This is a genomic window from Streptosporangium sp. NBC_01755, assembly GCF_035917995.1.
Classification (GTDB): domain Bacteria; phylum Actinomycetota; class Actinomycetes; order Streptosporangiales; family Streptosporangiaceae; genus Streptosporangium.
Window position 1 is genome coordinate 869473 of the sequence record NZ_CP109131.1, and the last position, 23057, is coordinate 892529.

28 protein-coding genes are annotated in these 23057 nt (G+C 69.8%); 11 read left to right on the forward strand and 17 right to left on the reverse strand.

What is annotated here, in order from left to right; genetic code table 11:
- The first annotated feature begins 9 nt into the window (after nucleotides 1-9).
- The gene (locus tag OG884_RS03655) at nucleotides 10-276 is read left to right on the forward strand and encodes a hypothetical protein (protein WP_326642119.1); all 267 of its coding nucleotides are present in this window, start codon (nucleotides 10-12) and stop codon (nucleotides 274-276) included.
- On the forward strand, nucleotides 273-443 hold the full coding sequence (locus OG884_RS03660) for a hypothetical protein (RefSeq protein ID WP_326642121.1): 171 nt from the start codon (nucleotides 273-275) through the stop codon (nucleotides 441-443). Before OG884_RS03655 ends, OG884_RS03660 begins: the two co-directional genes overlap by 4 nt.
- Here the strand turns inward: OG884_RS03660 and OG884_RS03665 are convergent.
- Together OG884_RS03665 and OG884_RS03670 are read right to left on the reverse strand one after the other, a co-directional pair.
- Nucleotides 433-1578, reverse strand: coding sequence for an FAD-dependent monooxygenase (locus tag OG884_RS03665; RefSeq protein WP_326642123.1), 1146 nt, complete (start codon nucleotides 1576-1578; stop codon nucleotides 433-435). The two genes, OG884_RS03660 and OG884_RS03665, sit on opposite strands and share 11 nt — an antisense overlap.
- Nucleotides 1579-1593: 15 nt before the next feature.
- Nucleotides 1594-1917, reverse strand: coding sequence for an NAD-dependent epimerase/dehydratase family protein (locus tag OG884_RS03670; protein WP_326642124.1), 324 nt, complete (start codon nucleotides 1915-1917; stop codon nucleotides 1594-1596).
- Between the two features lie 458 nt (nucleotides 1918-2375).
- On the opposite strand from OG884_RS03670, the gene OG884_RS03675 reads away from it, so the two are divergent.
- Together OG884_RS03675 and OG884_RS03680 are read left to right on the forward strand one after the other, a co-directional pair.
- Nucleotides 2376-2834, forward strand: coding sequence for a GbsR/MarR family transcriptional regulator (locus tag OG884_RS03675; RefSeq protein WP_326642125.1), 459 nt, complete (start codon nucleotides 2376-2378; stop codon nucleotides 2832-2834).
- A 175-nt stretch (nucleotides 2835-3009) separates the two neighbouring features.
- Nucleotides 3010-3495, forward strand: a complete 486-nt coding sequence (locus tag OG884_RS03680; protein WP_326642127.1) for a hypothetical protein — start codon at nucleotides 3010-3012, stop codon at nucleotides 3493-3495.
- Nucleotides 3496-3774: 279 nt separating this feature from the next.
- Here OG884_RS03680 and OG884_RS03685 read toward each other — a convergent pair whose 3' ends face one another.
- Entirely contained in the window at nucleotides 3775-3984 is a 210-nt protein-coding gene (locus OG884_RS03685) for a hypothetical protein (protein WP_326642129.1), read from the reverse strand.
- Between the two features lie 292 nt (nucleotides 3985-4276).
- Nucleotides 4277-4879 (reverse strand): CGNR zinc finger domain-containing protein, encoded by a 603-nt coding sequence (locus tag OG884_RS03690; protein ID WP_326642131.1) that lies wholly within the window; start codon nucleotides 4877-4879, stop codon nucleotides 4277-4279.
- 363 nt (nucleotides 4880-5242) lie between these two features.
- Here OG884_RS03690 and lnt point away from each other — a divergent pair, with 363 nt between their 5' ends.
- Nucleotides 5243-6751: an apolipoprotein N-acyltransferase gene (gene lnt / locus OG884_RS03695; RefSeq protein WP_326642133.1), complete on the forward strand. Its 1509-nt coding sequence runs from the start codon at nucleotides 5243-5245 to the stop codon at nucleotides 6749-6751.
- Here lnt and OG884_RS03700 read toward each other — a convergent pair.
- The 3 genes from OG884_RS03700 to OG884_RS03710 form a co-directional block, all read right to left on the reverse strand.
- On the reverse strand, nucleotides 6687-7403 hold the full coding sequence (locus OG884_RS03700) for a phosphotriesterase family protein (protein WP_326642136.1): 717 nt from the start codon (nucleotides 7401-7403) through the stop codon (nucleotides 6687-6689). The genes lnt and OG884_RS03700 overlap by 65 nt on opposite strands.
- 225 nt (nucleotides 7404-7628) lie before the next feature.
- Entirely contained in the window at nucleotides 7629-8840 is a 1212-nt protein-coding gene (locus OG884_RS03705; protein ID WP_326642138.1) for an RNA polymerase sigma factor, read from the reverse strand.
- A complete protein-coding gene (locus OG884_RS03710; RefSeq protein WP_326642140.1) occupies nucleotides 8837-9208 on the reverse strand; it encodes a YciI family protein in 372 nt (123 codons plus the stop codon). Before OG884_RS03710 ends, OG884_RS03705 begins: the two co-directional genes overlap by 4 nt.
- Nucleotides 9209-9279: 71 nt before the next feature.
- On the opposite strand from OG884_RS03710, the gene OG884_RS03715 reads away from it, so the two are divergent.
- From OG884_RS03715 to OG884_RS03725, 3 genes are all read left to right on the forward strand, one after another.
- Nucleotides 9280-9462 carry a hypothetical protein gene (locus OG884_RS03715; protein WP_326642142.1) on the forward strand — a complete coding sequence of 61 codons (183 nt, stop codon included), beginning with the start codon at nucleotides 9280-9282 and terminating at the stop codon, nucleotides 9460-9462.
- Between the two features lie 179 nt (nucleotides 9463-9641).
- The gene (locus OG884_RS03720) at nucleotides 9642-10391 is read left to right on the forward strand and encodes a class I SAM-dependent methyltransferase (protein ID WP_326642144.1); all 750 of its coding nucleotides are present in this window, start codon (nucleotides 9642-9644) and stop codon (nucleotides 10389-10391) included.
- Nucleotides 10388-11068 carry a class I SAM-dependent methyltransferase gene (locus OG884_RS03725; protein ID WP_326642146.1) on the forward strand — a complete coding sequence of 227 codons (681 nt, stop codon included), beginning with the start codon at nucleotides 10388-10390 and terminating at the stop codon, nucleotides 11066-11068. Before OG884_RS03720 ends, OG884_RS03725 begins: the two co-directional genes overlap by 4 nt.
- A gap of 132 nt (nucleotides 11069-11200) precedes the next feature.
- On the opposite strand, the gene OG884_RS03730 is transcribed toward OG884_RS03725, so the two are convergent.
- Both OG884_RS03730 and OG884_RS03735 read right to left on the reverse strand, forming a co-directional pair.
- On the reverse strand, nucleotides 11201-11509 hold the full coding sequence (locus OG884_RS03730) for an alpha/beta hydrolase (RefSeq protein WP_326642148.1): 309 nt from the start codon (nucleotides 11507-11509) through the stop codon (nucleotides 11201-11203).
- A gap of 415 nt (nucleotides 11510-11924) precedes the next feature.
- Entirely contained in the window at nucleotides 11925-12866 is a 942-nt protein-coding gene (locus OG884_RS03735; RefSeq protein WP_326642150.1) for an EamA family transporter, read from the reverse strand.
- Between the two features lie 236 nt (nucleotides 12867-13102).
- Here OG884_RS03735 and OG884_RS03740 point away from each other — a divergent pair, with 236 nt between their 5' ends.
- Complete coding sequence (locus tag OG884_RS03740; RefSeq protein ID WP_326642152.1) at nucleotides 13103-13483, forward strand: hypothetical protein; 381 nt, start codon at nucleotides 13103-13105, stop codon at nucleotides 13481-13483.
- A 190-nt stretch (nucleotides 13484-13673) separates the two neighbouring features.
- On the opposite strand, the gene OG884_RS03745 is transcribed toward OG884_RS03740, so the two are convergent.
- Nucleotides 13674-14921: a class I SAM-dependent RNA methyltransferase gene (locus OG884_RS03745; protein WP_326642155.1), complete on the reverse strand. Its 1248-nt coding sequence runs from the start codon at nucleotides 14919-14921 to the stop codon at nucleotides 13674-13676.
- A 67-nt stretch (nucleotides 14922-14988) separates the two neighbouring features.
- On the reverse strand, nucleotides 14989-17028 hold the full coding sequence (locus OG884_RS03750) for an APC family permease (RefSeq protein ID WP_326642157.1): 2040 nt from the start codon (nucleotides 17026-17028) through the stop codon (nucleotides 14989-14991).
- A gap of 115 nt (nucleotides 17029-17143) precedes the next feature.
- On the opposite strand from OG884_RS03750, the gene OG884_RS03755 reads away from it, so the two are divergent.
- Entirely contained in the window at nucleotides 17144-17809 is a 666-nt protein-coding gene (locus OG884_RS03755) for a potassium channel family protein (protein WP_326642158.1), read from the forward strand.
- The gene (locus OG884_RS03760) at nucleotides 17809-18480 is read left to right on the forward strand and encodes a potassium channel family protein (RefSeq protein ID WP_326642160.1); all 672 of its coding nucleotides are present in this window, start codon (nucleotides 17809-17811) and stop codon (nucleotides 18478-18480) included. Before OG884_RS03755 ends, OG884_RS03760 begins: the two co-directional genes overlap by 1 nt.
- Nucleotides 18481-18657: 177 nt before the next feature.
- Here the strand turns inward: OG884_RS03760 and OG884_RS03765 are convergent, their stop codons facing one another.
- The 6 genes from OG884_RS03765 to OG884_RS03790 all read right to left on the reverse strand — a co-directional run bounded on the left by OG884_RS03765 (nucleotide 18658) and on the right by OG884_RS03790 (nucleotide 22800).
- Nucleotides 18658-19320, reverse strand: a complete 663-nt coding sequence (locus OG884_RS03765) for a DUF3159 domain-containing protein (protein WP_326646847.1) — start codon at nucleotides 19318-19320, stop codon at nucleotides 18658-18660.
- A 33-nt stretch (nucleotides 19321-19353) separates the two neighbouring features.
- Nucleotides 19354-19692: an OB-fold nucleic acid binding domain-containing protein gene (locus tag OG884_RS03770; RefSeq protein WP_326642162.1), complete on the reverse strand. Its 339-nt coding sequence runs from the start codon at nucleotides 19690-19692 to the stop codon at nucleotides 19354-19356.
- 103 nt (nucleotides 19693-19795) lie between these two features.
- Nucleotides 19796-20470, reverse strand: a complete 675-nt coding sequence (locus tag OG884_RS03775; protein WP_326642164.1) for a DUF3710 domain-containing protein — start codon at nucleotides 20468-20470, stop codon at nucleotides 19796-19798.
- A gap of 139 nt (nucleotides 20471-20609) precedes the next feature.
- On the reverse strand, nucleotides 20610-21053 hold the full coding sequence (gene dut, locus OG884_RS03780; RefSeq protein WP_326642168.1) for a dUTP diphosphatase: 444 nt from the start codon (nucleotides 21051-21053) through the stop codon (nucleotides 20610-20612).
- Nucleotides 21050-21604, reverse strand: coding sequence for a PaaI family thioesterase (locus OG884_RS03785; protein WP_326642170.1), 555 nt, complete (start codon nucleotides 21602-21604; stop codon nucleotides 21050-21052). Before OG884_RS03785 ends, dut begins: the two co-directional genes overlap by 4 nt.
- Before the next feature lie 11 nt (nucleotides 21605-21615).
- Nucleotides 21616-22800 (reverse strand): AI-2E family transporter, encoded by a 1185-nt coding sequence (locus OG884_RS03790; protein WP_326642172.1) that lies wholly within the window; start codon nucleotides 22798-22800, stop codon nucleotides 21616-21618.
- Nucleotides 22801-23057 lie beyond the last annotated feature (257 nt).

Below are 23057 nucleotides of genomic sequence, written 5' to 3' on the forward strand. Positions count from 1 at the left end.
GTTCAACCGATGTCGGCCCGATCGAACGGTGCTCGCAGTCAGCTGGAACGCGAGGCGGTGGCGACGTACAGCCCGCGCCAGGCCGCGGAGCTGTTCGCGCTGATGATCCGGCGCGGCGCCTGGCAGTCGCCCACCCTGGTGACGGTGCAGCGGTTCCGGCGCGCGCCCGACGACATCCTGAACGACCCCGAACTGCGGGCGCCGTCCGCTACATCCCCGTGTGGGCATGCTGGAAGGCGTATGAAGCCGTCGGCTGACCTGCCGATCTCGGCGTGACTGTCGCCTGGGGTTTCTGGGCGTCGGATCTGCCGGGCCGGAGCGGGGCCGCCGGGCTCGGCTGCCTGGGGCCGACCCTGGTGACGCGGCGGGACCGGCCGTCGATCGTCCGCTACCGCAACCAGGCGCCGGCCTACCCGGCCAGGCGCGATGTGCTCAGCCCTTGATGAAGCGGCGGGTCATGTAGCGGCGCACCGGGCCCAGCGTGGCCAGGCGCAGCGGTAGCAGGCTCAGCCACAGCAGCAAGGGGTTGGCGGGGGCGTAGACGCCTTTGACGCGCCTGCCGAGCTTCTGCTTCTTGTCCACTTCGGGGCGTAGTGCGCTCTCCCAGGCGTTCAGGGCGGCGCCGATGTCGCCCGGGTGGTCAGCCAGCGCGGTGCCGAGCAGGTCGGCACCGCCGACGGCCAGGGCGGAGCCGTATCCGGCGAACAGGGTCACGCACCAGGCAGCGTCGCCGAGCAGCACCACCCGGCCGCGGCTCCACTGCTTGGCCACGACCTGGCTGATGCTGTCGAAGTAGACCGAGTCGGTCCTGTCCATGCCCGCGAGCACTTCGGGCACCACCCAGCCGATGTCGCCGTACACCTCGGGTAGCACCGTGCGCGGGTCCTGACCTGGGGTGGCGCGGTCGGTGCGGTAACCGAAGAAGGCGACGTTGCGGCCGTCGCCGACACTGATCACCGCCATGGTGCGGCCGCCTGAGGACAGCGTGCCGGTGGTGCCGGGCGCGATGGCGGCGGGGCGCTGGTCGAGCATGTAGACGGCGACCTGGTGGTCGAGATCGAGCAGGTAGTCCTCCTCTGGGCCGAAGACCAGCGCACGGGTGGCCGAGTGCAGGCCGTCGGCGCCGATGAGCAGGTCGGCGCGTTCGACGCGGCCGTCGCTGAGGGTGGCGTGGACCGCGTCGCCGTCCTGGTCGATGGCGGTGACGGTGGTGGCGAAGCGGATCTCACCGTGGTCGTGGACCTGCTCGAACAGGATGGCTTCGAGGTCGCCGCGCAGGATGGTGATCGAGCGCGGCCCGGTGGTGGCGACGATGGTGTCGCGGTCGAGGGCGAAGCGGCGAGAGCCGTCGGGCTTGTGGTAGACGAGTTCCTCGGTGACGAAGGATCGACGGCGCAGGGCGTCCAGGATGCCCATGCGTTCGGCGGCGTCGTAGCCGATGCCGCCGAAGGTGACCGCGTAACCACCGCCGCGGCGGGCGGGCGCGCGTTCGACGATGAGAGTGTCCCAGCCGATCTGGCGCAGGCGCAGGGCGGCGGCCAGGCCGGCGATGCCGGCTCCGACGATGATGGCGCGCATGACAGTGGTGCTTCCTTAGCGTGAGAGCTGGTCGAGCAGGCGCTGCTCGGCGGCGGTGTCGAGCCAGGTGTCGGGGGAGGGCGCGTCCGCGCGGGGTGCCGGGTCGCCCTCGGCCTGGAGCCAGGCCCAGGTGTCGATGACGGCGTCCCACTCGGCGTCGCCCAGCGCCTGCCGTACGGTGTCGACGTCGGTGTGGTCGGCGATCAGCGCCCGCACCCCGGGTGCGGGGTCGCGGCTGAGGCCGCGGTTGAGCGTGCTCACCTCATCGCCGCGCTCCAGCGCGGTCTCCACGATGGCGCGGCCCACATGGTGGGTGCCGCCAAGGACAAGCAGTTTCACGATGCTCCTGGGGTGAGTGGCAGCCAGCCGGCTGAAGGGTGGTCGTGGTCGTGGAAGATCTCGTGCTCCGATGTGTGCAGGCTCGTCCCGGTCGCGAGTGGTTCGCCGGGGCCGGGGTTGCGGCCGAAGCGCGGGTGGGCGCGGCCTGGCCGTCTTGCGGGATACGGCTGAGCCCGCCGTACGAGCGCGGATACCAGGGTGTCGGTTCGTGCGCGGGCGGCCAGGCGGGCCGATCGATCCAGCGGCCCGGATCGCGGGACGCACGCCGTACAGACGGCTGAGCAGGGTCACCGGAGTCATCTCCTCATCGACGCGGAACTGGATGTCGCATCGCCGACCAGGCTTCCCGGCACACCATCGAGCCTCACGGGGAGGCCGATGTGAGCAATATACCGACTTTTCAGAAATTACTGAAGAGTCGTGGTGTTCGATATCCTTCCTCACGTAAGGAGGCATATGTGAACGACAGGCATGAGGAGTGGCAGGCCGCCGAACGACTGGCGCTGACTCTGACCGAGGGCGGGATGCAGCGCATGGCCGCGCGCACCCTGGCGGTCTTCCTCTTCACCGACCAGCAGAGCGTCACCGCCGGCGAGATCGCCGACCGGCTGGAGGCCAGCGCAGGCTCGGTCTCCAGCTCGATCAAATCCCTGCTGACGGTCGGGCTGATCGAACGCCTCCCATCGCCCGGCAGCCGCCGCGAGCACTACCGGCTCCGCGACGACGCTTGGGCCACCCTGTTCACCAGCCAGAACACCGTCATCCAGGCCATGCTCCAGGCCGCGGCCGCCGGGATCGCCGCCACCGGCAGCGGCGATCCCGCCCATCAGCGCCTGGCACAGATGCACGCCTTCTACGAGTTCCTGCTCGGCGAGATCCCGGCCCTGCTGGACCGCTGGCACCAGCAGTCCGGCTAACCCCTTGAAGGACCGGCCCCGCCCGGGCCTGCCACACCGCCTCACCCCGGCCCAAAGGGCCGAAGTCAAAGCCTTGGCCTGTCGGCTACCGGCCGAGACCGGAGTGCCCCGGGAGGCGGATGTTACGTGGACCAGTCGGATGTGAGACGTCCGAGCAGTTCGATGAGGCGGGTGAGTGCGCCGGGCCCCGGCCGCCAGGATCGTCAACGTCGCCTCCCAAGCCTCCCGCCACCACGGCACCCTCCGGCTCCCGCAGGACCTGACCGAGACGGTCCCGTTCACCGCACGCGGATCATCGCAGCACTACGGCAAGACCAAGCTGCTCGACATCATGTTCACCCTCGAACTCGCCCGGCGCCTGGCCGGCACCACCATCACCGCCAACTGCCTGGACCCCGGCTTCAACACCACCGGCCTGGGCCGCGAGCTCCGCTTCGCCGCCACCCTGGAAAAGATCCTCACCCGGCTGTCGATCGTCGACCCCGCCCGCGGCGCCGGCCTGATCGTCACCCTCGCCACCGACCCCGCCTTCACCGGCCGCACCGGCGGCTACTACACCGTCCGCAAAACCCGCCGGATCCAGCCCACCCCACCCGGCGACGACCTCGAACTCCAGACCCTGCTGTGGCGCGAAACCGAACGACTCCTCGACACACGTTGACCAGCCCCAGTAAAGGCGAGGTGCCCGGAGTCGGCGCCGGCGGGTTGCCGAGCGCCTGATTTCAGAACTCCTCTCCGCTGCGTGGTGAGGTGTCGTACAAGATCAGACCCTTCAGGGCGGTGGGGGTCAGCACGTAGCGCTGAGCGACGAAACCGCCGTGGGAGTGGCCGAGCAGGAACGGTTCCGGCGCCTTCAGGTGCTCCGCGACGCCGTGCGGGAACTGGGCGTAGGGGTCGATGCGATAGTCCTGCGGCCGCGTGGCAACCGGCTCTGGGCGGCTCAGCGGAGGGTCGCCGCCAGGTCGCGGCAGCGACTGGCCGCCTCCGCATCGCTGATCGTCTCGGACACCTCGGCCGCACGCGCGTACGTTTGGCGGCTTTCGTCGGTCCGGCCTTCCTCGGCCAGGATGGTCGCGAGTGTCTCCAGGGCGCGGGCCTGTGAGCTGAACGACTGGAACTGCTCCATGAGAGCGATCGCCTCGGTCAGCATGGCGATGTGGCTTCCAGGTCCCCGGGCGGTACCTGATGCACCCAGGCCAGACGGTTCAGTTGCGTGGCCTGCTGAGCCGTGTCACCGAGGGCGGCGGCGGCTTCCGCTCCGACAGCCGTTAGCACTGAGGTTGATCTTGACTGCCATCGGGCGGAGTCGAGCGCGCCGGCGCGATTATGCGAACACACGCAGTCACTGCCATCACGCGGAGCTACTGAGCTCCTGGGCAGATCGGGCCCGCCTCGGACAGGCCGGGCTGAGCGATCTCCTCCGGGGAGTGCTTGAGGCTGCGTCACGGGTCCGTGGCACGCCGGGCGCGGAGAGCCCGGAGCTTGTGGCGGTTGCCGCAGCGCTCCATCGCACACCAGCGCCGGGCGCCGGGGCGGGACGAGTCGACGAACACCAGCGGGCAGTCGTCGCTCGCGCACTCGCGGATGCGCCCGGAGAGCGGCCCGGACAGCAGCTCGATCATCTCCCGCGCCAGCGTCGACAGCGCTTGCGTTGCCCGCACCGGCGGCGCCCACCCCGCGGTCGTGCCGCCGACGGCGAGCTCGGGGACCAGCGGCGCCGAGGCCGCGGCCCGGTTGATGGTCGCGACCGCCCCGGCGGGGAGGGGGCGACGCGCCGCCCGGGCGTGCGCCGCGTCCCAGATCGCCTGGCGGAGGTCCTTGGCCGCGGTCAGCTCGCGGGCCGTCACGGGAACCGTCATGACCGCGGCCGGCGGCGGCTGGGCCAGCCATTCGCCTAGGTCGGCAGGCTCATGGAGGGTCTCGAACACCGCGTACCGGCCCTCGCCGCCGGTGTGGGCGAAGTCCAGGCAGACGGCGCCGGCATCGAACCAGAACGACCCTCCCCTGGGGTCGTGCAGCACCCGTCCGGTTGTGCTCGCTCGCATGAAGCCACTATAACCGGTGTCGCACGAAACCACTATTACTGGTGTCATTGTCAGAGGAGGGCGACACATGGGTATACGGCGCATCAACCCTGAAACGAAATCACCGGATGCCTGAAGCGTCATGCCCTGGCCGCCCGCGCTGTCGGTGAGGTGGAGTGCCCGTCGTACCCCCTCGGCGAAGACCGGCACCTCCGGCATGTCAGGGTGCGGCGGTCGCCAGGTCGCGGCAGCGACTGCTCGCCTCGACGTCACCGATCGCCTCGAACACCTCGGCCGCACGCGTGTAGGCTCGGCGGCTCTCCTCGGTCCGGCCTTCGTGCCTGCTGATAGGTTCGGCGGTACCTGCGTGGGTAGCTCGATGGCATGCTCGCCGTGCTGGTCCGCTGGGGTCTCCGCCTCCTTACCCTCCTGATCGGCGCATGCCTGGCTCTGGCGTTTCCGGCCGTCAACGCGTGGTGGTGGGCGTGGGTGGGGCTCGTTCCCCTCCTGCTGCTCCTGGCCCGCGCAGGATCTTTTCGGGAGGCGGCCTGGCGCAGTTGGTTCGCGGCGGCCGGCTTCTTCGTGACGCTGCACCACTGGGTGCTCCCTTATCTGGGGATGCTCTCGGTGGTGGCGGTCGGGATGGTCGGCCTGCTCTGGGTGCCCTTCGGGCTTGCCGCCTACGGGCTACTCCGGCGAGCCTCGCTCGCCGGAGTGCTGGTGGCGATGCTCGTGCTGCCCTCGGTGTGGCTGACCGTTGAGGCGCTGCGCTCCTGGAAGCACCTGGGTGGGGCGTGGGGAATCCTCGGTCTCAGCCAGTGGACGGTAGGGCCGGTACTCGCCGTCGCCGCCCTCGGCGGGGTGTGGCTGCTGAGCTTCCTGCTGGTCGCCGTCAACATCGGGATCACCGCCCTCCTGATCCCCGGCGCCACGCTCTGTACCCGGCTGGCCGGTGGAGGAGTTGCCGTCGCTCTGGCCGCGGCCGCGGTCGGCTACGGGATACTGCGGCCGGAGCCGACGGTGACCGGCAGCATACGCGTGGCGGGCGTGCAGCCCGGTATCGTCTATGGCCCGAAAGAGCGCCTCGCCACCCATCTGCGGCTCACCCGCGAACTGGCAGGACTCGACCACGACGTCATCGTGTGGGGCCAGAGCAGCGTCGGACTCGATCCCACGCAGCGGCCCGACGTCGACCGCCAGTTGCGTCAGGCTGCCGCCGCGACAGGCAGCGACCTGCTGGTCAACGTGGACGCTCGCGACACGTCCGGGCAGATCACCAAGTCGACCTACCACTACACCGGCGAGGGGCTCGTGGCCACGTACGCCAAGCAGAGGCTGGCGCCCTTCGGCGAGTACATACCGCTGCGACCGCTGCTCGGCTGGATAGCCGACTACACCGGGGCCCCCGAGCAGGATCGGTCCACCGGCGACAAGCTGACGACGCTGGATGTCTCCGGGGTAAAGGTCGGCCCATTGATCTCCTATGAGTCGACCTTCCCCGACATGCGGCGCGACCTCGCCCGCATGGGCGCCGATGTCACCATCGTGCAGGGCTCGCTCACCACATTCCACGGTAGCTGGGCGCATCCACAGCAGGCCGGCTTCGAGGCCGTGCGAGCGGTGGAGTCCGGCCGCCCGGCGGTGCTGGTGGAGCTTGACGGGACCTCGGTGGCATTCGACGCGCGAGGCAGGCTACTGGCATGGGTCCCGCCCGAGTACCGCGGCACCTTCATGATCGATGTGCCGCTCTCCAGCGAAGAAACACCCTACGTCCGGCTGGGCGACTGGGTACCGGTCATGTCCAATGCGATCGTGATCGCGGCCATCCTCACGCTTGCCGCCCGGCAGGTCGGACGGCGACTGGCCAGAAGTAGCGGCGCGGGTTGTCGATGAGCATCACGTCGATCTGACGGTCGGTGACCCCGGGCTGGCGTAGGGCCGGCAGGACCGCGTCGTGGATGTGAGTGAAGTGCCAGTTCGGCGCGACCTGTTCCCGCACACCGGGCGGGAACCAGTCGATGTGACACGAGGCGTCGTGCGAGAGCACCATCCGGTCGGCCAGGCCCTGTTCGACGAGTCGGGCGACGGTGGCCACCCGCTGGTCGCCGGGCAGCAGGATGTCCAGGCCGAACCGGTCCACCCCCGTATAGGAGCCGTTGTCGATCAGTTCGTGCAGGTAGTCCAGGTCCGCGGTGTCTCCGCTGTGCCCGATCACCACCGCGCCGAGATCGACCCCTTCCTCTTTAAGGATCTGCTGCGCCACCAGTCCGGTGCGCCTGGCCGGGTTGGTGTGCACGGTGATCGGCGCTCCCGTGCGCTTGTGCGTTTCGGCCACCGCCCGCAGCACCCGTTCGCCCCCGGGAGTCGGATCCCCTTCCAGCGCGCATTTGAGGAAGGCGGCCTTGATCTGCGTTCCGGCGATGCCCTCGGTCAGGTCCTGGACGAACATCGACACCATCTGCTCGTCACCACCGAGCAGCGTTCCCGGGCCGTGGTAGGCGAAGAAGTGCGGGACGTCGCTGTAGGTGTAGATTCCGGTCGCCACGATTCGGCTCCGGGCCCGGCCGGTTCAGTCGACCGCACGGGCGGCGTCCCGGATGAGGCGGGTCAGCACGCCCGGCTGGCTGATCATCGGCACGTGCGAGGTGGCCGCCGGCTGCCCGGCCCCGGAATCCGTTCCAGCGGACCGGCGAGCGCGAGTCAGGAAACACCCGGCATGAGCACCGGGCGGCCCGCTGTTTGACGAGTCCAGGAGGGATGGGGGCATAATCTATGTTCTCACCCGGCTGGCCCGAAACTCCAGGTAGCGTTGCTCGGCGATGCTGGCGGTGGACTTCGCGGCGCGCCGGTAGTGCTCGCACGCCCCGGCCAGGTCGCCGGTCTTCTCCAGCAGATGCGCCCGTACGGACAGCAGCCGGTGATGCCCGGCCATCCGCTCGTCACCGTCCAATGTGGACAGCAGGGCCAGCCCGGCCTGCGGGCCCTCGGTCTCGGCGAGCGCGATCGCCCGGTTGAGGGTGACCATCGGGTTGGGCGCGATCCGTTCCAGGACCAGGTAAAGGGCGTGCACCTGCGACCAGTCGGTCTCCTCGGCCGTGACCGCGTCGGCGTGCGTGGCGGCGATGGCGGCCTGCAGCTGGTAAGGCCCCAGCGCCAGACCGGCCAGCGACGCCTTGACCAGCTCGATGCCCTCGTCGATCAGCCCGCGGTCCCACTTCGTACGGTCCTGCTCGTCCAGCGGCACCAGGTCGCCGGCCTCCGTCGTACGTGCCTCCCGGCGGGCGTCGGTCAGTAGCATCAGCGCGAGCAGCCCGGTCACTTCGCCGTCCTCGGGCAACTGCGCGTGCACCATCCTGGCCAGCCGGACCGCCTCGTGCGCGAGGTCGGCGCGGTGCAACTCGCTGCCCGAGGAGGCGGTGTAGCCCTCGTTGAAGATCAGGTAGAGCACGTGCAGGACGACCCGCAGCCGCTCCTCGCGCTCCGCGCCGTCCGGCAGGCTGAACGAGCTGCCGACGGCCTTGATGCGCTGCTTGGCCCGGCTGATCCTGGCCGCCATCGTGGCCTCCGGAACCAGGAACGCGCGGGCGATCTCAGCAGTGGTCAGGCCGCCGACCGCCCGCAGCGTCAGGGCCGTCTGGGAGGCCGCGGTCAGCGTCGGATGGCAGCACAGGAACAGCAGGACGAGCGTGTCGTCGGTGTCCGGTACGTTCTCGGGCACCACCTCGGTGGCCGTCGCCGACTCCCGCTCACGGCGCGCGTGGTCGCTGCGCATCTGGTCGATGAGCCGCCGGGACGCGACAGTCACCAGCCAGCCGCGCGGGTTGTCCGGCACCCCCTCGGCCGGCCACTGCACGGTGGCGGCGAGGACAGCCTCCTGTACGGCGTCCTCACACCCCTCGAACCGGCTGTGCCGGCGTACCAGCGCGCCGAGGACCTGCGGCGTGAGCTCACGCAGCAGGTCCTCGATGACCGGTGCCGTCATGCCTCCAATTGTCCGTCAGCGAACATCACCTGCCGCACCTCGACCCCCAGACCCTCGATCGCGGTGTCCGGGATCTGCGCCGCCAGCTCGATCGCCCGCTCCTTGTTCTCACAGTCGATCAGATAGAAGCCGCCCAGGTACTCCTTCGACTCCAGGAAAGGGCCGTCGGTCACCACCGGCTGGCCGTTGCGTACGGACACCACAGCGGCCTGTGACGGGTCGACCAGCGCCTGCGTGATGATCAGCTCGCCGGACTTCTTCAGCGCCTCGATGAACTTGCCGTGGCCGTCGCCGATCGCCGCCTTCTCCGCGTCGGTCAGCGCGTCCAGCACGGCCGGGTTGATATGCATGCCGATCAGGAACTTCATCTCGCACTCCTCGTGATTCCAGAGCCCCGGCTGGGCCCTTCGACCGGTTGGTCGGAGCCGCCGCCGTCGTCTTGACACCCCCGCCAGAACTTTCGCATGAGTTTTCGCCGTCGCATCGCCCGGACCGCGAGGTCGTCATCTCTGGTGCCCCCCCGCCGTGGCAGGCGCGAGAGATCTCCTTCCTGCTGGTGACCCAGTATCTGCAGAACGTGCTCGGCTTCGCGCTGCTCGGCGTGGAGGCGACTCGCGCATAGAACCCTGCAGAGGCCGGCGTTGTGGTTGTCCTATCCGAACGCGGCACTCCATCGTCACCTCCACGCATGACGAGCATGGCCGGCAGCCAACTGACCCTGTGGCGAGCAGCGGTCACGACGCGGCCCTGGCCCCGGTCGGCCGACCGGCCCGGCGGCCGAATATTCGGCAGGATGCTCACATGACAGTGAAGAACGGCAGGCGGTGGAACCACAACATCCATTACCACCCCCGCATCCTCCGGGTGGTCCCCGATGACGCCCAGCGCGCCCTCGACGTCGGCTGCGGCGAGGGCATGCTCGCCCGTGAACTGCGGCAGGCCGTGCCGCGCGTCACCGGCATCGACCTCGACGCGCCCAGCATCGACCAAGCCCGCGAGCATCCGGACGACGTCGACTACATCCTCGGTGACTTCCTCACCCACCCCTTCGAGCCCGCCTCGTTCGACGTCATCGCATCCGTGGCAACCCTGCACCACATGGACGCCGCCACCGGATTGGCCCGCATGCGCGACCTGCTGCGCCCCGGCGGCGTCCTGGCCATCGTCGGCCTTGCCCGCAGCACCATGCCCAACGACCTGCCGCGCGACCTCGCCGGCGTCGCCGTCGGTACCTTCCACCGCACCACGAAGGGCCACTGGGAGCACCCGTCCCCCACGGTGTGGCCGCCGCCGGTGACCTACCCGCAGATGCGAGCGCTGGCCGCCGAGATCCTGCCCGGCTCCCGGTACCGCCGCCACCTGCTGTTGCGCTACAGCATCACCTGGCGCAAACCGCAGGACCGAGCAGGGCCGGCCGGCCAGGTCGACGACGCGACGTGCGGCCCCTGGCGCGGTCGAAATCGGCGTTGTAGGCCAGTACCCGCGCCGCCTTGCCGGATCGGCAATAGGAGTTGCGAGAGCGGGACGCGATGGGCGAGGTTAGACCGGTGACCGACGACATCGCAGCAGGATCGCCCGCGTCCGATACTCCCCCGCTTGCCAACGGATACGCCGCAGACCCCGCGGTGCAGGCGGAATGGGACAAGCGGTACGCCGCCCAAGAGCAGCTGTGGAGCGGCCGGCCCAACGGTGCGCTCGTGACCGAGGTTGCCGGGCTCAGGCCCGGGCGGGTGCTCGACGTCGGCTGCGGCGAGGGCGCGGACGCCGTCTGGCTCGCAAGGGGCGGCTGGGAGGTGACCGCGCTCGAGGTTTCGGGCGTGGCGCTGGAGCGGGCGGCCGGGCATGCTCGGGATGCCGGGGTCACCGTTCGCTGGGTGCATGCCGCACTGGTGGAGGCGCGGCTCCCGACGGCGTCCTTCGACCTCGTCTCCGCGCAGTACCCGGCCCTGCTGCGCACCCCCGACGCCGCAGCCGAGCGCGCGCTGCTCGCGGCCGTCGCGCCTGGCGGCGTGCTGCTGCTCGTGCACCACGCGGGGATGGACACCCATGAGGTGCACGACAGCGGTTTCGACCCGGCTGACTACGTCTGGCCCCCGATGGTCGCCGCACTGCTCAACGACGACTGGGTGGTAGAGCTGAACGAGCAACGGCCACGAATGGCACCCGACCACGGCGCCGGCGCGCACCCGACCGAAGACCTGGTGCTGCGCGCGCGCCGACTGCGCTGAGGATCCAAACGAAATAACGGAGCCCCGGTCCCCGCAGAAAAGGGGGCCGGGGCTACGTCCTGCCGGCAGATGACGAGGAGCCGTCCGCAAGCGGGCGGATAGTTGATCAGTTGTGCGGCACACACCGTAGTCCTACTGGGCGAGTGAGGCGAAGAATTCGCGGATGTCCCCGATGAGGAGGTCGGGCGCCTCCAGAGCGGGGAAGTGGCCTCCGCGGTAGAACTCTGACCAGTGTGTGATGTTGTGGGCTTTCTCGGCGAAGCGGCGGATGGCGAAGTCGGCGGCGGCGAAGACCGCGACGCCCGTGGGCACCGTGGCAGGGGGCTTGGGCGCCCACATGCTCGCGTCGTGGAAGCGCTCGTAGTAGGAGTTGGCCACGCTGCGTGCGGTCTCGGTGAACCAGTAGATGCTGATGGTGGCGAGCAGCCGGTCGCGGTCCACCGCGTCCTCGGGCAGCTCCTTGGCGGGGTCGGTCCACTCCTTGTACTTCTCGACGATCCAGGCAAGCCGACCGACGGGGAGTCGGCGAGGGCGTGCGCCAGGGTCTGCGGCCTGGTGCTCTGGAGCTGCATGTAGGCGGACATGTCGTCCTGGAAGTGCTTCATCGCCTGGAGCCGCTGCTGCTCGGTCTCGGTGAGCGCGGCCATGTCGACCTGGTCGCCGGCGGGGAAGGTGGCCAGCGCGTTGGCGTGCACGCCGATGACGTGCTCGGTGTCGACCCGCCCAAGCGCCGGGCCGATGAACGCCCCGATGTCGCCGCCCTGCACGCCGTAGCGGTCGTACCCGAGCCGGGCCATGAGCTCGGCGAAGGCCGGGGCGATCCGGGTGTCGGTCCAGCCGGTCTCGGTGATGGGACTCATGTCGTGATTCTGGCTGTGACGGCTGGACGGCAGGGGGCGGATCCGGTGGCGGTCTGGGCGAGGAGGGCGCCGGACAACACGATCAGCCCGCCCACGATCTGGAACACGCCGAGCGTCTCGCCGACCAGCGCCCAGGCCACGATCGCGCCGCCGATGACCTCCAGCGACGCCACGGTGGCGCCCACGGCGGCCGAGAGCCGCCGCACGGCGTTCACCCCCAGGATGTACGCGGCCACGGTCGCGACCAGCACCATCCACAGGTACGCCGCCAGCACCGGCAACGTCCGACCACCCGCGGCGGGCGTGGCGAAGACCGTGAAGGCGTCCCACAGAATGTCCCAGGGCCGGGTGAACGGGATCAGCACCACGGCCGCCCCTGTCATCCCCCAGGCGATGAGCCCGAGCGGGTCCACATCGTCGCCGAAGCTATCGTTCATCAGGAAATATCCGGCGGAGCATGCCCCGGCCAGCAACCCCAGCAGCAGGCCCAGCGTGTCCAGCCGTACCTCCTGCCAGACCTCGACGACGATCCCGAGGCCCGCGACCGAGACGACCGCCCCGACGTACGCGGCCCGCGCGAGCCGTACCTTCCGTACCAGCCGCACCCACGCCACCACCATCACCGGCGCCATGTACACCAGCAGCAACGCGATCCCCACCGGCAGCCGGGTGATCGCGACGAAGTAGAGAGACTGCACCCCGGCCACCGCCATGACCGCATACAGCCCGAAGAACGGCAACCTGGAGCGGGGGATCCGCAACGCCCGCGGCCTGATCACAACCAGCGCGGCCACCAGTAACAGCCCCGCACCCGCCATCCGCGTCCACACGGCCTCGATCGGCGTCAGCCCGGCGGTGATGAGGTATTTGGCCATCGGCCCCGAGAACGCGAAACACCACGAGGACACGAACGCGAGCGTGAGCCCCGCATGCCTCATCCCACCCCCCTGTGCCGTAATCACCGTCCAGCGGGCTTGACATTGACATGTCCGGCGTCCCAGGCGCAATGGGATAACGCTCTTCGCGTGATCGCTGACGGCCGTGTCCGGGTTCGTCTCAACCGGCGCGGTGTCGCCGGTAAGGCGTCAGAAAATCCTCCAAAGGCGTAGGGATCGCGTCAAAGCCCTGGCGATGGGCCCGGGTATCGGCTCCCATGGGACCGAAGGGCGGTGTCGTGGGGCGTCGCCGGGCCGGGATCCGCCGCCTGCTGGAGGGTGTTGTGAACGAGGTCGTGGGACTGTGGTTGCTAGGCGTCGGCCTCGCCCTGTTCGTGCTCGCAAAGCGCATCAGGGGCGGGCCGATACGCGGCTGGGGCGGGCTGGCGGCCAGGATGGGCCTGGGGGACGCGCGGTCGTGGGAGATAACACACGACGAGGTCGAGCCGTGGATCGCGTCGGCGGGGGTCGCGTCGGGGCTGGCCGGGCTGGCGTCCCTGTCCATCGAAGAGAGCTCGGTACTGGCCGCAGTGACGACGCTGGGCTTGGGACTGTGCGGCGCACTGCTGGTGGCCGCCGCCGTGACCGGACGCGCGCGGTTACGGCGGCCCGGCGCCTGAGAGCCTGATCACGGCTGCGTCCCCCGCCTCGCTCCCTTCGGATGCGCTCGGCTTCCCGCTGGTGCCGGCAGTCGGACGGCCCGGCGAGGAGCTTGAGGTGCTTCCTGGGGACGCGTCGGAGATCCGGAAAACACCGACTCACCCTGACCCGCAGTAAAACATGACGTGTTGCATAACCGCTGGTCAGAGCCTAGATCGACCCGTTGACCAGCAGTGCCACGCACTCCACGTGGTGGGTCATCGGGAAGGCGTCGAAGGCACGCAGGTCGGCGAGGCGGTAGCCCCCCTCGGCGAACCAGGCAAGATCGCGGGCGAGGGTGGCCGGGTCGCAGGAGACGTACACGATCCGAGTGGCCTCAAGAGTGGTCAAGCGATCGACGATGTCGCGGCCCAGACCCGCCCGGGGCGGGTCGACGACGACCAGGTCCGCGCGCTCGATGCCGAAGCGGTCGAGAGCGTTCTCCACGCGTCCCCGGGCGAAGTGGGCCTGGGGGAGGTCACGGAGGCTACGCTCCGCGTCGCGGACGGCGACGGACTCGGACTCGACGCCGAACACGGCCCCCTCGGGGCCGACCGCCTCGGCGATCCCGGCGGCGAACAGACCGACGCCGCAGTAGAGGTCGAGCGCCCACTCGCCCGGCCGCGGGGCGGCGAACTTCAGGACCGCGTCGAGCAGGGTGGCGGCGGCACCGGGATGGACCTGCCAGAAACCGCTGCCGGTGACCTGGAAGTCGCGTTCGCCGACGCGCTCGACGAGATGGTTGCGGCCGCGGACGACCCGGCTGCGGCCCTTGCCCTCGTCGACGAAGACGGCCACGCTCGTGTCGAGGTCGGGCACGGCCACCGTGCGCCGGGGCTTGGGGGCGATCACGACCGCCTGGTCACCGCTGGAGGAGGCGATGACCTCGACCGAGGAGGCGTTACGCCAGTTCATGACCTCGGCGCCGACGTTCTCCACCTCGGGGTGGGCGATCAGGCAGGCGTCCACCGGCTCGACGTCGCGGGAGCGGTGGCGGCGCAGGCCCAGCCTGCCCTCCCGGTCGACGGCGAACTGGACGCGGGTGCGCCAGCCAAGACCGTCGGGGGCGCCGGGAACCTCCTCGACCACGCCCTTCCAGTCGATTCCGCCCAGACGCTTGAGCTGCTCGGCCACCACGTCGGCCTTCAGGCGGCGCTGGGCCTCCAGGGAGGCGTGCTGCCAGTCGCAGCCACCGCAGCGGCCGGGACCCGCGAACGGGCACGGCGGGCTCACCCGGTCGGCGGAGGGCTCCAGGATCTCGACGGCGTCGGCCCGCAGGAAGCGGGAGGTCTCCTCGGTGATCTCGGCCGTGACGCGCTCGCCGGGCAGCGCGTGCCGCACGAAGACGACCCGGCCGTCATGGCGCGCGACACACCAGCCACCGTGCGCAACCGGTCCTACCGTTAGTTCGATCGCCATGGCCGTCGCCCCCCAGAGAATTCGTCGTCGGTCGAGCCTCCTTGCTGTCAGGAGCGCATATGAAAGGTTATGCCTTGACGTCCTCGTCCCGGACCGTCTCCCGGCGGGGACGGCGGACGGCGCCCGGCGCGAGAGGCTCGGGACGGCCCTTGAGGCGGTCGGAGGAGTGCAGCTGCCAGGGCACGCTGATGACCATCACACCGGGCTGGAACAGCAGGCGGCCCTTCAGCCGCAGCGCGCTCTGGTTGTGCAGGATGTGCTCCCACCAGTGGCCGACGACGTACTCGGGGATGTAGACGCTCACCACGTCGCGGGGAGAGCGGCGGCGCAGCGACTTGACGTACTCCAGGATCGGCCGGGTGATCTCACGGTAGGGCGAGTCGAGCGTCTTCAGCGGCACCGGGATACCGCGCCGCTCCCACTCCTCCTGCAGTTGTTTGGCCTCCTCGCCCTCCACGCCCACGGTGATCGCCTCAAGCTTGGAGGGACGGGTGGCGCGGGCGTAGGCGAGGGCACGCAGGGTCGGCTTGTGGATCTTGGAGACCAGGACGATGGCGTGGTTGCGCGCGGGCAGTATCGACTCGTCCACCGCCGAGTCGTCGGCGGCGAGCTCAAGGGCCACGTTCTCGTAGTGACGGTGGATGCCCTTCATCATCAGGAACAGCACCGGCATGGCCACGCAGACGATCCACGCCCCGTGGGTGAACTTGGTGAGCAGCACGACCACCAGCACCAGCCCGGTCATGACGCCGCCGAAGAAGTTGATGGTCCGTGAGCGGTGCATCTGATGCCGGACCTTCGGGTCGGTCTCGGTTCTCAGGTGCCGGGTCCAGTGCCGGACCATGCCGATCTGGCTCAGCGTGAACGACACGAAGACGCCCACGATGTAAAGGTTGAGCAGGCGGCTGACGTCGGCGTCGAAGCCCCACAGCAGCAGGCAGGCCCCGGCCGCGAGGATCACGATGCCGTTGGAGAAGGCGAGCCGGTCGCCCCGGGTGTGCAGCTGGCGGGGCAGGTAGCGGTCCTGGGCCAGGATCGAGCCGAGCACGGGAAAGCCGTTGAAGGCGGTATTGGCGGCGAGGAACAGGATCAGCGCGGTGACGGCCGAGATGACGAAGAAGGGCAGCGAGCCGTTTCCGAAGACCGCGTCGGCGACCTGGGAGATGATCGGCTGCTGGTAGTAGCCGGGCCCGGCGGGCCGCCCGTCGATGAGCACGTCACGGAAGGCGACGGCGGGGTCGGCGACCTTGACCCCCGAGGCCAGGCCGAGGGAGATGATGCCGGCGAACATCGTCACCGCGACCAGGCCCATCATCAGCAGCGTGGTCGCGGCGTTCTTGCTCTTGGGCTTGCGGAAGGCGGGTACGCCGTTGCTGATCGCCTCGACACCGGTGAGCGCGGCGCAGCCGGTGGAGAACGCGCGCAGGATCAGGAAGGCCGCCGCGAAGGAGGTCAGGTTGGACTGCTCGGCGACGATCTCGTACCCGGCGGTGGGCGCTCGCAGCTCGTCACCGAGGACGAGCACCCGGAAGGCTCCCCACACGATCAGGCCGAGGACGGCGACCATGAAGGCGTAGGTGGGGATCGCGAAGGCCGCACCGGACTCCCGGATGCCGCGCAGGTTCACCAGTGTCAGCAGGACGACGATGACGATCGCGACCAGCGGCTTGTGCTCGGCGACGTAGGGGATGGTGGCACCCACGTAGTCGACGCCGTTGGCGACCGACACCGCGACGGTCAACACGTAGTCGACCATCAGGGCGCTGGCGACGGTCAGGCCGGCGTTCGGTCCGAGGTTGACCGTGGCGACCTCGTAGTCACCGCCCCCGCTGGGGTAGGCGTACACGTTCTGCCGGTACGACGCCACGACGGTGAGCATCACCACCACGACGGCAAGGGCGACCCAGGGGCTGAAGTGGTAGAAGGAGATCCCGGCCAGCGAGAGGATGACGAGGATCTCCTGCGGGGCGTAGGCCACCGAGGAGAGCGCGTCGCTCGCGAAAACCGGCAACGCGATGCGCTTGGGGAGCAACTGCTCGTGTAACTGAGTGCTGCGTAGCGCACGCCCGATGAAAAGGCGTTTGACAAGGTCCGTCACCTTCGACACGTCTGCCGATGCTAGTCGCTATTACCCGGCTCCACTCACGCGGCGCTCCTAAGGGCGCCATACTGGCTGAATACATCGGGAACAAGATCCGCCTCACAGCGACCGGCGGGGGAGCATGCATATCGTGATCATGGGGTGTGGCCGGGTGGGTTCGACACTGGCGCACATCCTTGAGGACAGCGGCCATTCGGTCGCGATCATCGACCGTGACCCGCAGGCGTTTCGCCGCCTGCGGGCCGGGTTCCGGGGGCGCAGGGTAACCGGGATCGGCTTCGACCGGGACGTCCTGGAAGAGGCGGGCATCGAGGCCGCGGGCGCCTATGTGGCGGTGAGCAGCGGCGACAACTCGAACATCATCTCTGCCAGGGTCGCCCGCGAGACGTTCGGCGTGGACAACGTGGTGGCCAGGATCTACGACTCCCGGCGCGCCGAGGTCTACCAGCGGCTGGGCATCCCCACGGTGGCCACGGTCCGCTGGACCGCCGACCAGATCCTGCGCCGTGTCCTGCCAGAGGGCGCCGAGCCGCTCTGGCGCGACCCCAGCGGGCGCGTGGTGCTGGCCGAGGTGGCCTACCACCCCGGCTGGATCGGCACCCCGGTGAGGGAGCTGGAAGAGGCCGCGGGAAGCCGCCTGGCGTTCATCAACCGGATCGGTGAGACCCTGCTGCCCAAGAACGACTCGGTGGTGCAGGAGGGTGATGTGCTGCACGTCATGGCGGTCGAGGCCGACATGGACCGCATCAACAAGGTGCTGTCCGGGGCGCCGGAGGAGGAGCACTGATGCGCGTCACCATCGCCGGCGCGGGGGCGGTCGGCCGGTCGATCGCCGCCGAGCTCCTGGAGAACGGCCACGAGGTCCTGCTCGTCGACATCGACCCCAAGGCCATCAAGATCGACACTGTGCCGCGGGCGGAGTGGCTGCTCGCCGACGCCTGCGAGATCTCCTCGCTGGACGAGGCGGGCCTGGCCGACTGCCACGTGGTCGTCGCGGCCAGCGGCGACGACAAGGTCAACCTCGTGGTGTCGCTGCTCGCCAAGACGGAGTACGGCGTGCCGCGCGTGGTCGCCAGGATCAACCACCCCAAGAACGAGTGGCTGTTCAACGAGTCGTGGGGCGTCGACGTGGCCGTCTCGACCCCGCGCCTGCTGAGCGCGCTGGTCGAGGAGGCGGTCAGCGTCGGCGACCTGGTGCGCCTGATGACCTTCCGCCAGGGCCAGGCCAACCTGGTCGAGCTCACCCTGCCCGAGGACGCGCCGGTCGTCGGCCACCGTGCCGGCTCGGTGCCGTGGCCGAACGACACCGCCCTGGTCGCGATCCTGCGCGAGGGCCGGGTGCTGGTGCCCACCGCCGACGACCCGCTGGAGGCCGGTGACGAACTGATGTTCGTGGCCAGCCAGGAGGTCGAGGAGGAGCTGGCCGAGCTCCTGTCCCCGCACCGCACGCCGCGCTGAAGAGGGGCTTCGGACCGGCATGCCGGTCCGAAGCCCGGTCACCGGTCCGAAGCCCGGTCACCGGTCAGAGGCCCGGTCACCGGCCAGGAACACCCCCGCGAGGGCGCGGGCACGCCGGGACGGCGAAGCAGGGGCCCTGCCGAAGCAGGGGCCCTGCCGGAGCAAGGGTCGTGCCGCTCAGGAGGTCGCGGGCCGCACCGGGGTCCGGCCACGGGCCAGGAGCCACACCATGGCGGCGAGTGCCGCGACCTGGAGCGGCCAGCCCATCGCGATCTTGAGGATGCCCAGCTCGGCGACCGCGTCATCCCTGCCGATCAGGTAGACGGGGAGCTGCACCGCCACCCGGATCACACACGGGATCATCAGCAGCCAGGTGAGCCTGGTGCACAGCCTCACCACGGCCGGATCCGCGCGCCACGCGGTCGGGTCACCGGTGACGGACCCGATGAGAAAACCCACCACCGGCCACCGGGTGACGATCGACAGCAGCATCACCACGGAGTAGCCGGCGTTGTAGAGGATGCCCGGCAGGAAGACGTCCTCCGCCTGACCGGTGCGGGAGGCGAAGAACGCGCCGATGCCGATGCCGATCAGGCTGTTGATCACGAACTGCGGCGTCGAGCGCCGCGCCAGCCGCACGACGAGCAGCAGCACCGCGGCCGAGATGCTGACGATCAGGGACATCCTCAGGTCAGCGGTGGTGATCCACATGCCGGTGAAGGCGATGGTGGGTACGGCGGCCTCGATGACGCCCCGCACTCCGCCGAACGCCTTGGCAAGCTGGCTGCGGATCGCGGCCTCGACCGTGTCGTGCGCGGCGGTCTCGCCGGTGGTGGTCATCTTCTCGCTCACCGTCTCGTGGTCCTCGATCGCTCACGCACCGCCCGTCGGGCGCAGCTCGTATCTGGGGTTGAACATGACTTTTCGCCCATCCTGGATGCTGACCAGCCCTTCGGCCAGCACCAGACGGCCAGGCTCGATGCCCGCGATCTTCCTGCGGCCCAGCCAGATCAGATCGATCACATCGGAACCGTCATAGAGCTCCGCCTCCAGTGCGGGAGCGCCCCCGCGAGGACGCAGCGTCACCGTCCGCAGGGTACCGCTCACGCAGAAGCGTCGGCGTCCACTGCACGACACTATGGGCGTGGCGCCGTGCCGGTCGAGGTCCTGCTGGAGCTCGTCAGCCTCCAACTCGGCCTGGCCTGCTGTCATGCGGCGAAAGAAGCCTCGCAGACCGCCCTGTTTATGCGGCTCCTGAGAACCCACGGACCTCTCCTTCACGTACGAGTTGAATCAGCGTACGCGATCCAACCCCTCAGCGAATCTCGGCGATCTCCGGTCCCCGGTCGAACGGGTTGAGGTCGGGCACCTCACCCCCGGTGGCCTGCTGCTCCACGGCCTGCCTGGCCTCGGGGGGCAGCCGGAGCTCGATCGCCTCCTTGGGGGCCATCGGATCGTCGCCGCGTACCACGACTATGTCCCGGACGACACCCTCCAGCGTCTCGGCGACCTCGGCGTCCTGCGCGGCACGCCCGCTGATCACCGCGCGCAGGAACCAGCGCGGCCCGTCCACCCCGATGTAGCGGACCGGCTGCTCGACGCCCTCGGCGGGGATCCTGGCGGCCAGCTCGACGCCGAAGGCTCCCTCCCGCTCCTCGGCGGTGCCTCCGGCGCTCTTCACCCCCTCGACCAGCTCGGCCCTGACCTCGTCCCAGATCCCGCTCCGCTTGGGCGCCGCGAAGGCGTGCACCTGCAGAGCGCTCTCGTTGAACAGGACCACCGCGCCGACGATCTGGTCGCCGGCCAGGTTGAGCTGGACCTCGAAGCCGGGTCCGACCGGCAGGCGCATGCCTCCGAGGTCGACCCGCTCCCGCTCGGGATAGGGCTCGTCCGCGTCCCACGGGCCCGACTCCCGCGACGGGACCTGCGGGGCCTCGTCCACCGCGGCCTTGGCTGCCGGGGACTCCTCACGACGGCGACGTCGGAACATTTTCCTCACGCTCCTTGAAGATTCGCTGGTAACTCATCCCCCGCCGGGTACGGCGGCGGGCGGCCTTGGGGGCCGAAGGCGCGCCCAGGTCCCGGATCATCGTCCGCCACCTCCTTCACCTCGCCGGAGTCACTCCCTGTCAGCGGCCCGTGGACCCGAACCCGCCCGCGCCTCGTACCGATCCGGGCAGCCGGTCCACCTCGTGGAACGCCGCCCTCTCCACTTTCTGGATCACCAGCTGCGCGATGCGGTCTCCCCTGCGCAGCCGCACGGCGTCCTTGGTGTCGGTGTTGAGCAGCGTCACTCTGATCTCGCCCCGATATCCCGCGTCCACGGTGCCGGGCGCGTTGACAAGCGTCACGCCGTGCTCGGCGGCCAAACCCGAGCGCGGGTGGACGAACGCGGCGTACCCGTCGGGCAGGGCGACCGCCAGCCCGGTGCCGACCACGGCCCGCTCTCCGGGGAGGAGTTCGACGTCGGTGACGGCGTGCAGGTCGGCGCCCGCGTCGCCCGGGTGGGCGTACGAGGGCGGCGGCAGGTCGGCGTCGAGCCGGTGGATCAGCACCTCGACGGTGTGGGTCACGGGTTCACCTCGTACTCGTGGTGCTCGTCGATGATCGCTTGGGCGTCACCGTGCTTGGCGAAGTGCTCCATGCCCACCTCGATGAAGAGCGCTGCGGCCCGCACGGCGACCGGGCCGTCCAGGGAACCGATCCGGCCCTCAGCCTCAAGGTACGCCTTCCTGCCCGACATGCCGTTGCACCAGGCACGCATATGCAGGACGGTGCCGACCGGAACCGGGGCGAGATAGTCGGTCTCCAGCCTCGCGGTGACGTAGGGGCGCTGGAAGAGCCACACCAGCATGCCGATGACCTCGTCCATCGCCGTGGCGAGCACGCCGCCGTGCGCCAGGCCCGGCGCACCCTGGTGTGCCGTGCCCACGGTGAACGTGGCGATCACCGTGATCCCGTCGGGGGTGACGGCGGTCAGGCGCAGGCCCGTCGGGTGGTCTTCACCGCAGCCGAAACAGCGGCTGTAGTGGGAGCCGAGGGTGGCGCCGGGGGCGGGCCCGCCGGGAAGCGGCCGCGGAAGGACGGCATCCGGAGGAGGGACGGTCAGGGCGGAACGGGTCACGGAGCAGAACGTTACCCCCTGTGCTGCGGTGATTCCTCATCCACCGGCTTTCCCGCTTCCGCCGCCGGTTCCTCCCCGCCCTCCTTCGGCCCCGCCTCGCCGGGGTCGGGATGCGGCGCGGCGGGTGGCAGGGCGCGCGGTGCGTCACTGATGAGCTTGGGCAGCGCCCGGTAGATCACAGCGGCCACCGGCACCGCCACCACGGCCCCGGCGATCCCCGCCAGGATGCCGCCCACGGCCAGCACCAGGATGATCGCCAGCGGATGGAAGTGCAGCATCCTGCCGACGATCAGCGGTTGGAGCACGTGGTTCTCCAGTTGCTGCTCCACGATCAGGATGCCGATGAAGATCAGGGCGTAGATCGGCCCCTTGGCGCCGAGGGTGACCAGGGTGGCCACGGCACCGGCGAAGAAGATGCCGACGATGGGGATGAAGCTGGCCACGAAGATCAGCACCGCGAGCGGCGCCCAGAGCGGCACGCCCATCCCGGCGAGCACGATGCCCATGACCACGCCGTGCACGGCGGCCACCGCGACCGTGCCCTGCACGTAGTGCGAGAGCGTCACCCAGGCGGTCCGCCCGGCTTGATCGACACGCGGCGCGACCCTGCCGAACCCCTTCAGGAACCACGCCCAGATCCGGTCGCCGTCCTTGAGCATGAAGAACGTCACGAACAGCAGCAGCACGATGGAGGCCAGCACCTCCAGCGCCACCGTGGCGCCGGTGAGGACCGTCTGGGTGATCTCGTTGCGCTGGTTGGTGATCTGCTTGCCGATCTCGTCGACCCAGCTGGTGATCTGGGTCGGCTGCAGATGCAGAGGCCCGGTGTAGAGCCAGTTCTCGACGTCCTTGGCCGTGCTGCGCACCTGGTCGACGAGGCCGGGGAACTCCTCGTTGGCGCGTGCCCCGATGATCCAACCGGTGCCGCCGAGCACGGCGAGCGCGATGATCATGGTGAGCCAGGTGGCGTAGATGGGCTTCATGCCCGTCGCCCGGAGCCGCCGGGTGATCGGGAACAGCAGCGCGGTCAGCAGGAGCGCGATGGCCACCGGCAGCACCACGATGCGCAACGTCGCGATGAACTGGGCGAAGTAGAAGACGGCCCAGCCGATGATGATCAGGCAGAGACTCCACATCGCGAGGCGCAGCAACGTGCGAGGTACCAGGTTCGTCAGACGTTCCCGATCTGAGATCACACGTTCCAGACTGTCATGCCGGGAGGGGAAACGCGCGGGAGTTGTCGCCTTGACACGGGAAGGAGTGGCCCGGCCGGTCGGCCGGGCCATCCGGTGTGCTCTCGGGGGCCGGCGCCCGCCCGGTCAGGGGCCGGCGCTCACCCGGCCGGGTTCAGCGCTCACCCGGCGGGCGGGAGATCACCCTGTCCTCGAGGTAGCAACTGCAGTTACCACATCCTGGCGGCATGCCTGTCCTCCCCTCACCTGTTTTGCCTCGA